Source organism: Kitasatospora sp. NPDC048545 (assembly GCF_040651155.1).
Lineage (GTDB): Bacteria > Actinomycetota > Actinomycetes > Streptomycetales > Streptomycetaceae > Kitasatospora.
Genome location: NZ_JBEZIQ010000079.1, coordinates 1 through 13,975 on the forward strand (window position 1 = coordinate 1; position 13,975 = coordinate 13,975).

The 13,975-nt window shown below is 69.7% G+C and carries 10 protein-coding genes and 4 pseudogenes; 4 read left to right on the plus strand and 10 right to left on the minus strand.

The features are described from left to right. From AB0D10_RS41685 to AB0D10_RS41695, 3 genes and pseudogenes are all read right to left on the minus strand, one after another. Positions 1 to 212: pseudogene (locus AB0D10_RS41685) on the minus strand (IS630 family transposase); the annotation flags it as partial. Next, positions 209 to 741: pseudogene (locus AB0D10_RS41690) on the minus strand (winged helix-turn-helix domain-containing protein). The pseudogenes AB0D10_RS41690 and AB0D10_RS41685, both read right to left, overlap by 4 nt. Before the next feature lie 304 nt (positions 742 to 1,045). Continuing rightward, the gene (locus AB0D10_RS41695; protein WP_360266819.1) at positions 1,046 to 1,186 is read right to left on the minus strand and encodes a hypothetical protein; all 141 of its coding nucleotides are present in this window, start codon (positions 1,184 to 1,186) and stop codon (positions 1,046 to 1,048) included. Between the two features lie 114 nt (positions 1,187 to 1,300). On the opposite strand from AB0D10_RS41695, the pseudogene AB0D10_RS41700 reads away from it, so the two are divergent. Next, positions 1,301 to 1,872, plus strand: a pseudogene (locus tag AB0D10_RS41700) (transposase); the annotation flags it as partial. A gap of 114 nt (positions 1,873 to 1,986) precedes the next feature. On the opposite strand, the gene AB0D10_RS41705 reads toward AB0D10_RS41700, so the two are convergent. Next, positions 1,987 to 3,228: an IS110 family transposase gene (locus tag AB0D10_RS41705; protein ID WP_360266822.1), complete on the minus strand. Its 1,242-nt coding sequence runs from the start codon at positions 3,226 to 3,228 to the stop codon at positions 1,987 to 1,989. Positions 3,229 to 3,518: 290 nt separating this feature from the next. Here AB0D10_RS41705 and AB0D10_RS41710 point away from each other — a divergent pair. Further along, positions 3,519 to 3,815 (plus strand): annotated as a pseudogene (locus tag AB0D10_RS41710) (transposase); the annotation flags it as partial. Between the two features lie 390 nt (positions 3,816 to 4,205). Here the strand turns inward: AB0D10_RS41710 and AB0D10_RS41715 are convergent. The 5 genes from AB0D10_RS41715 to AB0D10_RS41735 all read right to left on the minus strand — a co-directional run bounded on the left by AB0D10_RS41715 (position 4,206) and on the right by AB0D10_RS41735 (position 8,739). Beyond that, positions 4,206 to 4,331: a hypothetical protein gene (locus tag AB0D10_RS41715; protein WP_360266825.1), complete on the minus strand. Its 126-nt coding sequence runs from the start codon at positions 4,329 to 4,331 to the stop codon at positions 4,206 to 4,208. Next, complete coding sequence (locus tag AB0D10_RS41720; protein ID WP_360266828.1) at positions 4,328 to 5,287, minus strand: hypothetical protein; 960 nt, start codon at positions 5,285 to 5,287, stop codon at positions 4,328 to 4,330. Before AB0D10_RS41720 ends, AB0D10_RS41715 begins: the two co-directional genes overlap by 4 nt. A 728-nt stretch (positions 5,288 to 6,015) precedes the next feature. Further along, positions 6,016 to 6,426, minus strand: a complete 411-nt coding sequence (locus AB0D10_RS41725) for a hypothetical protein (protein ID WP_360266830.1) — start codon at positions 6,424 to 6,426, stop codon at positions 6,016 to 6,018. Between the two features lie 418 nt (positions 6,427 to 6,844). Continuing rightward, positions 6,845 to 7,528 carry a response regulator transcription factor gene (locus AB0D10_RS41730; protein WP_360266833.1) on the minus strand — a complete coding sequence of 228 codons (684 nt, stop codon included), beginning with the start codon at positions 7,526 to 7,528 and terminating at the stop codon, positions 6,845 to 6,847. Beyond that, positions 7,525 to 8,739, minus strand: coding sequence for a histidine kinase (locus AB0D10_RS41735; RefSeq protein ID WP_360266836.1), 1,215 nt, complete (start codon positions 8,737 to 8,739; stop codon positions 7,525 to 7,527). Before AB0D10_RS41735 ends, AB0D10_RS41730 begins: the two co-directional genes overlap by 4 nt. Positions 8,740 to 8,881: 142 nt before the next feature. Here AB0D10_RS41735 and AB0D10_RS41740 point away from each other — a divergent pair, with 142 nt between their 5' ends. Continuing rightward, a complete protein-coding gene (locus tag AB0D10_RS41740) occupies positions 8,882 to 9,610 on the plus strand; it encodes an ABC transporter ATP-binding protein (RefSeq protein ID WP_360266839.1) in 729 nt (242 codons plus the stop codon). Next, positions 9,607 to 12,009 carry an ABC transporter permease gene (locus AB0D10_RS41745; protein WP_360266842.1) on the plus strand — a complete coding sequence of 801 codons (2,403 nt, stop codon included), beginning with the start codon at positions 9,607 to 9,609 and terminating at the stop codon, positions 12,007 to 12,009. The genes AB0D10_RS41740 and AB0D10_RS41745 overlap by 4 nt, the downstream gene beginning before the upstream one ends. 43 nt (positions 12,010 to 12,052) lie before the next feature. On the opposite strand, the gene AB0D10_RS41750 is transcribed toward AB0D10_RS41745, so the two are convergent. Further along, positions 12,053 to 13,957, minus strand: coding sequence for a TniQ family protein (locus AB0D10_RS41750; RefSeq protein ID WP_360266845.1), 1,905 nt, complete (start codon positions 13,955 to 13,957; stop codon positions 12,053 to 12,055). Positions 13,958 to 13,975 lie beyond the last annotated feature (18 nt).

The window sequence follows — 13,975 nt, forward strand, 5'->3', positions numbered from 1 at the left end:
AGGCGGTCCCAGACCAGCACGATCGGCGCCTTCACCAGGTGGTGGATGCCGTCGATCAGGCCGATGTGGTCGCGCTCGGACAGGCTCCGTCGCTCACCCTTGCGACCGGTGTGCCGCCGGATGCGATGGGACAGCCTGGTCCGGGAGCCGGGCCGCACGGCGATCAGCCCCGCGACCGAGACCCGACCGGAGCGGCTGGCGGAGACCTTCACGACCGGGGTGACGCCCCGCCGCCCCCAGGTGCGTCCACGGGGCGGCCTGCGCGTGAAGCCGGCCTCGTCCTCGAAGCAGACCCGTCCGCCGCAGGCCGCCCGGGCGCTTTACCTCCGCCCAAGTCGCCTCCTTCCACGCTGTAACGGCCTGCTCGTCACGCTCCGCGGACCGCCTCGCGGGTATCTGCGGCGTGAAACCGAGCCGGCGCATCAGCCGGGTGGCGCCCGAGACGCTGTAGGACACGTGGAACTTGCGGCCGATCAGTGTGGCCACCCGCGCACCGGTCCACACCTGGTCCTCGTCCCAGCCGTGGGCGGCCGGTCCCTGTTCGAGGTAGGCGGCCAGTTTCTCCTGGCACCGCACGGACAGCTTGCACCGCTGCCCGTGGGGGCCGCGCGAACCCAGCGCCGCCGCCCCGCCCCGCTTCCAGGCCTGGTGCCACTGGTAGACCGACTTGCAGCTCACCCGCAACTGCCGGGCGACCTCCGGAGGCTTGACTCCTTCGCCGAACAGCGCGGCAGCCTCCAAGCGCACGGCCTCACGGCGCTGTCGTGCCTTCGCCGTCAGCCCGCCCCCATCCGCATATCGCATGCGAGACGGTCTACGCCGACAGGTGACCGTCCGTCAGTAAAACGGCAGATCCATCACCCCAAAGAGCAGATGTCAGTAAGCGAGAGCCTGCTCCCGCAATGTCCGGGTGAGAGCGCGGCTTCCAGGATGGCGGCCGGGGTACAGACGCGGCGCGGCGTGGCGTTGACGTCCGTCGCCGACTTGGTGGCTACGGGTCGCCGTGGTGCTGCTGCCGCGCTCGCGCAGGCCCGCAGCGGGTGTTCTAGCCAGCGTCGCGCCACTGGAGGTAGGCGGAGACGACATCAACCAGGCCGGGGTCGGTGTTGGCGTCGCCGGTACCGATGAGGGTGAACTCTGCCGCTGCCCACTCCGCCTTCGGGTCACGCTCGCGCAAGAACTCCACTAGGGCGCGTATCTGGTTGTGATCAATCTGTGGATTCGCCCCCGCGGCGAGGCCTGGTCCGGTAGATCAGGCTGTGTGACACGACAGCAACTGACGGATGCGGAGTGAAAGTTCATCGGGCCGTACCTGCCGATCGGCGAGTACGGCCCGTACCCCGAACGACTGCGGCAGCAGTTCGAGGGGGTCATCTGGCGGTTCAAGACGGGCGGGCAGTGGCGGGAGATGCCGAAGGAGTTCGGCGCCTGGCCGACCGTCTCCAACCGCTTCCGGCAGTGGCGGGACGCCGGTGTCTTCGAGGCCCTTCTGGAGGGCCTGATCGCGGAAGCTGCGAAGCGCGGTGAGGTGGACTTGTCCCTGGTCAGCGTGGACTCCACCACCGCCCGCGCTCATCACGACGCCGCCGGGATGCACCTTGACGAGGACGTCGTCACCGCCCTGGAGAAGGCCGCTGCCGAGGAGGAGAAGGCCAGGTCAAAGGGGGCGGTCTCGAAGGACGAAACGGGCAGGACGTCGAAGCCGATCCCGAGCGGGAAGAACGACGACGCATCCGGCGTCGGCACAAGCTCCGGCTGAAAGCGGCCCTGCTCGGACGCTCGAGGGGTGGGCAGACCAGCAAGATTCACGTCGCTGGCGACCGGAAGTGCCGCCCGCTGGCCTTCGTCCTGACCGCGGGGCAAGCCGCCGACAGCCCGCAGTTCATCCCCGTGCTCAAGAAAGTCCGGGTCTGCGGGCCTGTCGGCCGCCCCCGAACTCGTCCCGGCGCGGTCGCCGGGGACAAGACACCCCATGCAGCTATGGGGTCAAGCAGCTGCGGCGAGTGGTGAGGGTTTCGGTGGGGTGAACGCGATCGTCTCATCGAACTTCTGGCGGCTGGTCAGGCAGTGGCGGAGCTGGCCGAGCATGCGGTTGAACAGGTTTCGGAGGGCCGCGTAGTAGCGGTCGCCGGTCTCCCGTCGGCGGTGGTAGTGGTCGTGGGCTCCGGGTGAGGCGGTGAGTGCGGCGAAGGCCCAGTGCCTGCCGGTCGCGGCCAGGCGGCTGTTCTTGATCCGTCGGTGGCTGACGCGGCGGCTCTTGCCGGACTCCCGTGTCACGGGGGCGCTTCCGGCGTAGGCCTTCAGGTCCCGGGCCGTGTTGAACCGGGTGCGGTCGTCGCCGATCTCGGCGAGTAGCCGGGCGCCGGTGAGCACGGCGAGGCCGGGGAAGCTGGTGATGATCTCCGCGTCGGGATGCTGCAGGAAGAGCTCCTCGGTGGCGCTTGCCAGCTCGTCGCAGGCCTTGCAGGCCGCTTCGAGCTGCGCGAGCAGGGCGAGTGTCTGGTGCCCCATCGCTGTTTCCACCAGTGCCGGCTGACGGAGCCAGGTCCGGCGGAACACCTCGAGCAGACGCTCGGTCTCGGCCTCGATCCGGCGCTGGCGGCCGGCCCGCATGACGGCGGCCTTGAGCTTGCTGCGGGTGAGCTTGGCGGCCTCGGCCTGTGTGGGTGCGATCGCCAGGATTGCGCGGGCTTCACGCGCCAGCAGCCGCTCCCTCTTGTCGGCGAACGCTTCGAGGATCGCCGGGTAGTACTCGCGAAGGTGCGAGCGCAGGCGGTTGTGGGCGCGGGTGCGGTCCCAGACCGCGTCCTGCTGGGCTCTGGCGAGGACGGCGATCGCCCTGACCAGGTCGGAGTCGCCCGGCAGAGGCCGGTGGAGCTCGGCGTCGGTCCGCAGGATGTTCGCCAGGACGACGGCGTCATGGTGGTCGGACTTCTTGCGGGAGACGGTGTGCCGGTCCCGGTAGCGGGCCACGGCCATCGGGTTGATCGCGAAGACCCGGCGACCGGAGGCCCGCAGGCAAGCCACCAAGAGCCCGCGCGAGGTCTCGATCGCGATCGGGATCGGTTCGTCGGGAGTGTCTCCGTGCTCGGCGAGCAGACGCAGCAGGTCCTGGAAGCCCACCGCGTCGTCACTGATCCTGAGCTTGCCGAGCAGGCGGGCGTCGGAGTCGACCACCGCCACGTCATGATGGTCTTCGGCCCAGTCGATTCCGCAGGTCACGTGCATGCGCGCCTCTTTTCGATCCTTCGCTGTCCGCTGGCGTCGAGCCGCGGCAGGACCACTCGGCGACCTAATAGAAGCGCTCGCCGGCGCACCACCCCATCAGCCGTCCGTGGCCCCAGCTGTTCTCAGGCTCCTCGCTCTCGTGAAGAGCTCCACGGCTCCGGCTGATCAAGAGGTGGCCCTGGGAACGGCTCGAACCACGGCACGCTACGGCGGCCGAGTCCCAAGCGGCAGGGGCCGCGCACGCATCGCTCTTGTCGAAGCGCTCGAAGCGCGGCATACAGCAAGACGTCTACTCGTCCCGCGGCAACCGGGCCTACCTGCACAGACGCGGCATCAAGGCAGTGATACCGGAAAAGAAGGACCAGGCCGCCAACCGGAAGAAGAAGGGCCGCCGGGGCGGTCGGCCAGTCAGCCACGACGTCGACCTCTACAAGGAACGGAACACCGTCGAGCGCCTGATCAACAAGCTGAAGGCCTGGCGAGGCATCGCCACCCGGTATGACAAGACCCCGGAAAGCTACCTCGCAGGCCTCCACCTCCGCGGCGCGATGATCTGGATCAAAGACCTCACCAAGACCACTCCTTGATCACAACCAGATACGCGCCCTAGTCCCCAGAACTCCTCCTCGGCCCGTGCCGCGGCCCAAGAGTCGTCGTCTCGTATTGCACGGTGGCGTTGCTCCGCGGCCGTGCGTACGGCCGAGAGGGCTTGATTCCAGCCGTTGGGGTCCGCGTAGTCATGGATCTCCGCGGCGGTCATCTGCTCGTGCTGGGGTTGGTCGTATCGAGGCATGGTCGTGTTCTACACCCGGCCGATGGACAGCGTGGAAGGAAAGGCAAACGATCATCCTCTTCCTTCCAGCCGCGGCTCCTGGATTGCTGCATGATGGAGATGGTGACGGCCCCGCCCCTGGCGGGACGGGGCCGTGGGATGGACTTCACTACGTGATCTTTTGACCAGGTTCCTAGGCCGTGGGTCAGCCGATCAGGTAGTGGAGTCCGTCGAACATCAGGCCAGTGATCACTCCGCCGATGACGGCGGCGACGACTGCGCCGCGCATGGTGGCGACGTTCAGCCAGTGCGAGCGGTTCTTCGGGCTCACTTCTCCTCACCCCCTTCCGTCTGGGTGGTCGGTTCGGCTTCGGGCCCCGACCGGGCGGGCAGCCTCGGCGGAACGAGCCAGGGGGACGGTCCGAGGCCTGCGAGGGTGGCCCCGGGCGTTTCGTCCGCGGCCGCCTCCATGGCGGCCTTGTCCTTGTTGTTCACGTTCAGGTCGTAGGGCGGGTTGAAGGCGTACAGGGTCCGCTTGCCCCAGCCGGTGACCGTCTCGTTGGTCGGGTAGCGCTCGGTGCCGGTCTTGGTGAGCACCTCCTCCTTGATCAGCGTGGCGATGCCCCGGCGGAGCGTCGCCTCGGAGATCCCGTAGTAGCCGGCGAAGGTCGCGGTCTGCGGCAGCGAGAACTGCCGTTGACGCAGGCTCATGCCAATCAGCAGCACGACCTTGCCCGCCATGTCGAGGCGCTTGTGCAGCTCGTCGCGCCAGTAGTCGAAGGGGAGGCGGAAGTACACGTCCTTGCGCGGCCCTTTCTCGCCGCCGGACGGAATCGTGTACGGCATGCCGCTGCCGTCCTCCCGCAGCTTGGTCACCTTGGCGAGTCGGCCGCGCGTACCGCGGGCCACCAGGTTGAGCGCGGCCAGCCGGTTCCACAGGCGGGAGACCGCCGAGCCGGCGGAGCCGTTGGTCTCGAAGGTCAGGGCGGTGGCTCTCCCCCAGGTTTCGGCGCGCTCGACGGCGCCGAAGTCGCCGCCGCTGGTCACCATGTAGAGGAGCAGGAGGAGGTCCAGTGCCTTCTCGTGGCGGACCAGCTGGTGGAGCGGTCCGGGCTTCTGGATCAGGGCCGCCACGTCCTCGGTGTCCTGTACGAACGCGCGTCGTATCGGCACCGTCTCGGTTCGGCGCTTGGACTGCTGGAGCAGCAGCTCGATGGTGTCCGGCTGCGGCAGCACGGCGTCGTGGACCGGCATCGGGGCGGAGACGGTGGTGGGTGTTCGTTGCATGCGCCTCAGTTTGGGCCAACACGGCACCCGTTCGGGTGTCCATAAGCCGGGGCGTCGACCCGCCGGGGCCGCCCTCGGCTGGGTCCTATGAACACCTATTAGAGCTAGGACACCCTGTATGAGGGCATCTCGCTCTTCCTCTGTCAGATCTGCCTACGGCCAGCTGGCACAACGTGAAACACACTCAAATGATCATTGACACTTCAGAAACTGACCACGGATGACTCGACACCTCGACCACGGGTTTTCCGAGGTTGTGATCACGCGCTTGTCAGCAGGACGGGACCGAGCAGGTTGAGCGGCGACAGGTGGTGCAGGTAGGTACTGGGGGATGACGGCGGCGAGGCTCTCGGCGGCCTCCAGGAGGAGTGGGTCGGCGTGGAGTTGTTCAAGGAGGGCCTGGGCGAGGTGGAGCGCGCTCCCCAGGACGGCGGCCGGGATGCGGACGTGGCGCAGCGCGGCGATGGCGTCGGCGGCCTGTTCGGCGGGCCGCTGTGCGGGCCCGGGCGGGCCGGTGGGGCCGGGACGGCGGCGGGGCGGCTCCAGGGCGGTTGCTGGCGGCCCTGGGGGCGCTGCTGGGGGCCGAAGGCGCGGGCCGCGCCGGGGCCGAGGGTCACCGGGCGGACAACAGGTTGCTCACAGCCGTTCGACGATCAGGGCGGCGTCGTCGTTGGGTCCCTGGCGATAGGGGCGGCGGCAGTGCCGCGCCGGGCCGCTGGCGGTGCGGGTCAGGTCAGCTGCTGGTTGCGGGCGGCGCGGAGCAGGGCGACGGCGTGGGGCGCGTCCGTGGAGAGCCAGGGGTCGCCGTCGGTGGCGTCGATGATCAGGCGGCCCTGGATGTAGGCGCCCCAGCCGTCGCCGAGCGCCTCGATCCAGCCCAGCAGCCGGCGGTTCGGGTCGCGGACGGCGAACAGGTCGGGAGCGCTGCTCCAGCCCTCCACCACCAGGTCGCTCCCGTCGATGCTCCAGGTGTCGGTCGGGGCGCCCAGGCCGCGGGCGAGCGGCGAGTGGGCGGTGGGCTCGGCGGCGAGCGCCCGGCGCAGTTGCCCGGGAACGGCGGCCGGGTTCTGCGCGGTGGCGGTGTCCGTGGTGGTGTCGGTGCTCGGGGTTGTGGCGGTCCGCGGCGGGTGTGACTTCAACGGATAGTTTGCGAGTCCGTCGTCTGCGACCAGGGGTTTCAACTTGTAGTTTGCGAGCCTTTCCGAGCGTTAACTTGCGAGGTGGCGTCCGGCGATGGTGACCGTCGGTAACGAATGACCCGTCTCGGCGAAGTTTGGTCGGCGTTGGCTCGTCGACCAGATTCCTGAGAGACGCTTGCCGTGGACTGTTCCGCTCCCCATAGTCTCGTGCTGTGGCCGACGAACACAGGGCAAGCAAGGCATTCAAGAACCGGTGCACCAACGCGGCGCTGACGCTGGAGTCCTGCACCAACTACTCCATCGAGCGCATCTCGTTGGTCGAGTCCAACGAGAACCGCAAGGGCAACGTGCTGGACGTGTGGCTGCCGCATCTGGAACGCGGCGAACTCGTGGTCTCGATCGTTCTTCTCGTCCTGCCCTACCGTCTACGCGGCACGAGTCCGGTTTCGAAGGCGATGATTGCGAGGTGGACGCGGTCCCGAGCTTCGAGCTTGGCGAACAGACGCGCGACATGGGTCTTCGCGGTCGCCGCGCTGATCACCAGCCGCTCGGCTATCTCAGCGTTCGACAGTCCCTGTCCGACCAGTGCCAGCACCTCGCGCTCCCGGTCGGTGATCCCCGCGATGGGACTCGAGTCCGCGGCGGGCTCGGGGTCCGGTTCGGGGGCCGCGGGGCCGGACGTTCCGGCGAAGTCCGCGATCAGCCGTCGGGTCACGCTCGGCGCGATCAACGCGTCGCCGGCCGCCACCACGCGGATCGCTTCCAGGATCGCGTCCAGGGCCATGCTCTTGAGCAGGAATCCGCTGGCCCCGGCGCGCAGTGCGCCGTAGACGTACTCGTCGTGGTCGAAGGTCGTCAGCACCAGGACCTTGGGCGGGTCCGGCTCGGCGGTCGCCTGTCGGGTCGCCTCGATCCCGTCCATGTCCGGCATCCGGATGTCCATCACCACGACGTCCGGCCGCAGTTCACGCACCAGGCGCACCGCCTCGCGGCCGTCGCCGGCCTGGCCGACCACCTCCAGGTCGTCGGTGTCGCCGATCAGGATCGCGAGCCCGAGCAGCATCAGCGGCTGGTCGTCGACCAGCAGTACCCGCACGCTCATGCCGGGAGCCTCGCAGCCACCCGGAATCCGCCCTCCGGACGCTGGCCGGCGCTGAACTGGCCGGACAGCAACGTCACCCGCTCGCGCATGCCGAGCAGGCCGAAGCCGCTCCCGCCGGCCGCCGCCGAGAGCCTCGGACGGCCGGGCCCGCCGGGACCGTCGTCCCCGTCGTCCACCACCTCGATCGTCACTCCTGTCGGCTCGTAACCGACTTCGACCCGGCACGTCCGCGCCCTGGAATGCCGCACCACGTTCGTCACCGACTCCTGGATGATCCGGAACGCCGACAGTTCGATCTCCGGCGGCAGCGGACGCCGCTCGCCCTGCCAGGTCACCTGGACCCGTACCCCGGCGTCGGCCGTGCGTTCGGCGAGCTGCGGGACGTCGGCCAGGCTGCCGGCCGGCGCCAGCGGAGCGGCCCCCGGCGTGGCGTCGTCGGGCTCGGCGCGGCGTAGCGCTCCGAGCATGCGCTGCAGCCCGAGCAGCGTCTCCCGGCTGGTGGTCTCGATGCCGGTCAGCGCCTGCCGCGTCTGCTCGGGCCTGGTCTCCACGACCCGCGCCGCCGCTCCCGACAGCACCGTGATGATCCCGATGCTGTGCGCGACGCTGTCGTGCAGCTCGCGGGCGATCCGCAGCCGCTCGGCCATGACGACGCGGGCCGCGGTCTGCTCGTCCAGGGCTTCGAGGTATTCCCGGCGTTTGCGGTACACCCCGCCGAAGACCCACGCGACCGCGAACACGAACGCGAACTGCCCGGCCCCCCGGGCCGCGTAGCCGACGGATTCCCTGGGGAAGACGAGGGTGCTCTCGACGAACACGGTCGCGACGACCGCGACGGAGCCGACGGCGGCAGCCGTCGGCTGCCGGGCGGCGAGGTACCCACCCAGGACCGGGAGCAGGAGGAGCACGATCCAGGGCCGCGCGCCGAAGAGGTTGCCGAGGGCTGCTTCGCCCAGGACCGCCGCGAAGACCGCCGCGGGCAGACGGCGCACCAGCAGGATCGGAAGGGCGAGCACGACGCAGAGACCGATCATCTGGTCGGGCCCGAGGTCGGGGAACCGGAACGGGCCGCCGCCGTGCCGGACCTGACTGGGCGGCATCGTCCAGAAGAGCATCAGCGCGTAGAAGCAGGCGGCGGCCAGCACCACGGCCCGCGACGTCAGCCAGGCCACGGGTGCCGATGTCGAGAAACGCCGGAGCAGCTCTTCCATACGGAGATCGTATTGATCGGCGTCGGCGCTGCGCGTCACCCCGTGGGTGTACGCGGGATACGCCGCCGGGCCGATGACCTGGCGAGAGGTGCCATCCGCCGGCCGACGCGCTGGATCATGGTCCGTTCCTAGGTTCATGGCCATGACGAATGAACCGATGATCGATCTCCAGGACGCGACGAAGAAATACGATGACGGCCCGCCTGCGCTGGCCGGGGTGAGCTTGTCCGTGGCGGCTGGTGAGTGTGTGGCGATCCTCGGCCATTCCGGCAGTGGCAAGTCCACGCTGCTGAACCTGATCGCGGGTCTGGACAAGCCTTCCAGTGGCACCGTGACCGTCGACGGCACCCGCGTCGACCAGCTCGGCGAGGCCGGTTCGGCGAAGTACCGCAGGGCCTCCATCGGCATGATCTTCCAGTTCTTCAACCTGCTCGACGACCTGACGGTGCTGGACAACGTGATGGTTCCGGCGCAGTTGGCCGGGATGGGCAAGGGCGAGGTGAGGCGGCGGGCGACCGAGTTGCTCACCTCGCTGGGTATCGACCGGCACGCCAAGGCCTACCCGCAGCGGCTGTCCGGGGGGCAGCGGCAACGGGTGGCGGTGGCCAGGGCCCTGATGAACCGTCCGGCGCTGCTGCTGGCCGACGAGCCGACCGGCGCGCTGGACTCGCGCTCGGCCGAGGACGTGCGCCGGCTGCTGCTGGATCTGAACGCCGACGGCCAGACCATCCTGCTGGTGACCCACGACATCCAACTGGCCGCGGACACCGCGCAACGCACGATCGAGCTGGTGGACGGTGCCGTGGCCCGGGACATGGTCAACCCGGCCGGCGACGCGACCTCCAACAGCTCGGCGGGAGCGGTCCGATGAGCGCCCTGGGCAAGGTCGTGCGCTCCGGCGTCGGCCGGCGTCGTGTGCAGTCCCTCGTCATGGCCCTGACGACGTTCGCGGCCGTCACCTCCTCGGTGCTCTCGCTCGGTCTGCTGGCCGTCGTGCAGGCTCCGTTCGAGCACGCCTTCAAGGCCCGGAACGGCGCGCATCTGTCGGTCCAGTTCGACGGCTCGAAGGCCACTGCCGCGCAGGCCGCCGCCACCGCGCACGCCGCCGGCGTCACCGAGGCGTCCGGGCCGTACCCGGTGACCGCCGCCCTGAACACGAGCTTCGGCACGGACTGCACCGCGAACATCGTCCAGGGCATGCCGCTGGCCGGTCGCGTCAACGAGCCGGTCGTCGCCGCCACCCGACCCGACCTGGCCGGCACCTCCGGTCTGGACCACCTGGCCCTGGAGCAGGGCAGGTGGCCGACCACCGCGAACGAGATCGTCCTGGCCTCATGGGTCCGTAACTGCCCAGACGGTTCCGTGGTGTTCGACTCACTGCCGGGCAAGCCCTCGTTCAAGGTCGTCGGCAAAGCGAACTCGCTGACCAACACCGCGACCGGCTTCCTCACCACCGACGGCTTCGCGCGGCTGACCACCGCCGGCGCCAAGACCGACGAGGAGATGCTCTACCGGTTCGCCAAGTCCGGGACCGACGCCGACCTCACCACGGACAGGCAGGCGATCGCCGCCGCCGCGCCGGCCGGCTCGGTCGAGAGCGGACAGTCCTACCTGGCCGTGGAGAAGCAGGCCGTCGGCACCGCGAAGTCCTACGTGCCGTTCCTGGTCGTCTTCGGCATCCTCGGCCTGTTCCTGTCGGCGCTGATCATCGCGATCGTGGTCAGCGGCGCGGTGGTCTCGGGAATCCGGCGCATCGGGATCCTGAAGTCGCTCGGCTTCACCCCCTGGCAGGTGGCCCGCGCCTACGCCGCACAAGCCCTGATCCCGGCGGTGATCGGCGTGCTGGGCGGCACGCTGTTCGGCAACCTGCTGGCTGTTCCGGTCCTGAACGATGCCAGCAAGGATCTCGGTGCCGCCGGCACCAGCCTGCCGGTGTGGGTCAGCCTCGTCGTGCCGATCGGCACCCTGGTCATCGTCGGTGTCACCGCGCTCATCCCGGCACTTAGGGCCGGCCGAATGCCGGCGGTGCAAACCCTGGTCGTCGGCCGCGCCCCCAAGGCCAAGCGCGGCCAAGGCGCGCAGCGCCTGGCAAGTCGGCTGCCGCTGCCCCGGCCGATGTCGCTGGGACTGGCCCAACCGTTCGCCAAACCGGCCCGGGCCGCGCTGGTCGGCGCCGCGGTGCTGTTCGGCGCGGTGAGCGTCACCTTCGCCATGGGGCTGGAGACCACGTTCACCAAGTACATGGACGCGGGTACCTCCGGTTTCAAGGCCGGGTCGATGCTCGTGGTGCCCGCCGGCACGCCCTCCGGCTTCCACCCCTCCGGCGGCGGCCCCGCCAACCCCCACTTGGACTACACCGGGGTGGCCGCCGCGCTCGCCTCGATCCCGGGCACGAAGGCCGCGTTCGGCTGGGGCACCAGCGGCGCGACCGTGATCGGCGCGCCGACGGGGGACTACACGGAGGTGGACACCACCACCGGCGACCTGTCCTGGACCAACCTGGCTCTGCTGCACGGCCGCTGGTACCAGAACACCGGTGAAGCCGTGATCAACGACCACCTGGCCTCGACGGCCGGGATGCAGGTCGGCGACACCGTCACCGTGGCGCAGGACAACAAGCGACTGCCGTTGCGGATCGTCGGCATCGACTTCGATGGCAGCAGCAGCGGGGGCGTGCTGACCGATTCGGCCACGTTCACCACCGCCGGTCTGACGCCGTACATCACCCAGTTCAACGTCAAGCTGGCCGACAACGTCAGCGGCCCGAACTGGTCCGCCTCCGCCGCCCCAGTGCTGACCCCGCTGCACGCCGAAGCCAGCCCGAACAACACGTTTCCGAACGTCACGGTGCTCACCATGAGCGCCCTGGTAGCCACCCTCACACTGATGATGATCGCGGTCGCCGCGCTCGGCGTGCTGAACACCGTGGTGCAGGACACCCGGGAGCGGATCCACGACCTGGGGATCTTCAAGGCCCTCGGGATGACGCCCAAGCAGACCATCGCGATGGTGCTGACCTCGGTGAGCCTCACCGGCCTGGTCGCCGGGCTGATCGGGGTCCCGATCGGGATGGCGGTGGAGAAGGCGACGCTGTCCCAGATGGTCAGCGCGCTCGGCAGGAACATGCCGTCGAGCGTGACCGACGTCTACACCCCCGGGGTACTGCTCCCGCTGCTGGCCGGCGGGATCGCGATCGCCCTGCTCGGGGCACTGCTGCCGGCTGGCTGGGCGGCGCGCTCCCGGACCGCCACCGCGCTGCGGACCGAGTAGAACCGGTCGCTCGTAGCACTACGTTCGACTTTGTTGAGACGGGTCACGGATTCGGCTGTGCGAGTAGGTCGGCGGCGTGGTCGGCCAGCAGCGGCAGGAGAACCGAGTAGGGCGAGCGGGGCTTGTCTCGTCTGAGCCGGTTGGCGAGGTGGATGGCCGGATCGGCTCTGGTGGTGCTTCGGCCCGGTGCTGCGATGGGCGGGCGGAAGCAGGGGGCGAGGCAGGGCTCGCTGCCTGTGACCTGTGACCAGATGAGTGCCGAGAGAGCCTCGTGCAGTTGGTCTGCCGGGGCTGCTGGCTTCCGCTTGTTGACCGCGACGAAGCGGTTGACGAGCCCGGCGAACGCGTTGTCACCGAGGTGCCAGGACTCGTGTTGCCGACGGCGACGCCGGTAGTCGACGTGGTCGGCCGCAGGGATGGCGGCGAGGTGGTCGGCGAGCCGGTAGAGGCTTTCGCGAAGTTCGTCCGTGCGTTCGCCAGAGTCGGCGGGCGCCGGCTGCTGAGCCGGGGCGGTCAGCAAGTCGGTGCCGGGTGGGAAGCCGAGATACTCGGCTGCCTGTTGAGCGTTCATGTCTTCGGCGGCCTGGACGAGAAGGATCGCGGCCGTGCGCCGGAACCTGCGCGAATGGGGTGGGAAGGGGCAGTCCGCATCCGTCCAGAAGATCCGGAACCACTGGTCGGGTAGTTCCTGGGGGATGTTCTCGGGGGCGAAACCGTGGCGGCGTTCGATCTTGAGTGCGAGGAGCGAGGGGATGATCTGGCGACGGGACCAGGCTGTGGAGGGGGTGCGCGGGCGGGGGCGCTTGCGCAGGGATTGCTGGACGACTGCGCGGCGGGCGAGTGTGGTGTCCTTGTCCAGGAGCTTCCAGGTGGCTCCCCACCGCTTGTTGTCGCGTTCGGGACATCGGGGGGCGAGCCGTCCGAGTTCTTGCCCGAGTTCCCCATCGGGAAGGCTCAGAAATCGGTCGGCGACGGACAGGACTGCGGCGGCGCCGATGGATGAGCGCGGCAGGTAGGTCCAGAAGACACCGTCGTCGCGCGGCGCGCTCTGGGCGGTGAAGCCGGGCAGCCGCTTCTCCTGGGCGGCCAGGTGCTCGTCGACGGCGGCTTTCTGGTCCGTGGTGACCATGTCCGCCATCGCGGGCCAGGTCGCGAGGACGAGTGCGGTGATCGTCTGGAGGTCGGCGAAGGCCGCGAAGGCGTCCTCCGGTGCGGTTTCCTCGTCGAAGAGGTGGTCGATGCGGGACTGCAGATCCGCGAGGTTCTGGGGCAGGGGCCGCATGGGCGCGTTGGCGGGCTGGTCGAGTCGGTGGCCGCAGATCACACCGGGCCGTCCGACCTTGGCGTCGCTGCGGCAGGCGGCCGGGTGGAGGCCTTCCAGCCCGGGGTTGCCGATCAGGAGGAGGGAACCGGGCCAGCCCCCGCTGAGCGTGAGGCCGGACGGCCGGTGGCAGCCGGGGCACTCGTGTCCCAAAAACACGCGGTGTCGGACGCAGGCGAAGCTGGTGGCCAGCCGCCAGCGGCGGCGCCAGGGGCCGCCGTGCCGTTGCTGGACGGCCGAGCCGTCCCCGGCCAGGCAATGGGGGCAGTAGCGGCTGAACGAGGACAGGATCCAAGGCGGGGCGATCTGGCGGGGCTTGGGCAACTCGCCCGCAGGACGGGGCAGGCCCAGCGCGTGGGCCACCGGCGGGAACCGGCTGGCCAGTGGATGCAGGGTCAGCTGGTCGACGGTCTGCGGGGCGGTCCCGATGATCCGGGCGAGCCGCTCGCGCTTGACCGGGTCGATGAAGAACAGGCGGCCGCTCGGGGCGAGCGTCGAGGTGGTCTGGCTGCCGAGGAGGCCGAGCCGCCAGAGGATGTGTCCCGGGGGCAGGTGGAGACGGTGACCGAGGCGGAGCGCGAAGCCGGGCAGCGACTCGTCCGGCAGCGGAACCAAGCACCTGGCCATGCGGTGCTCAGGAACGGG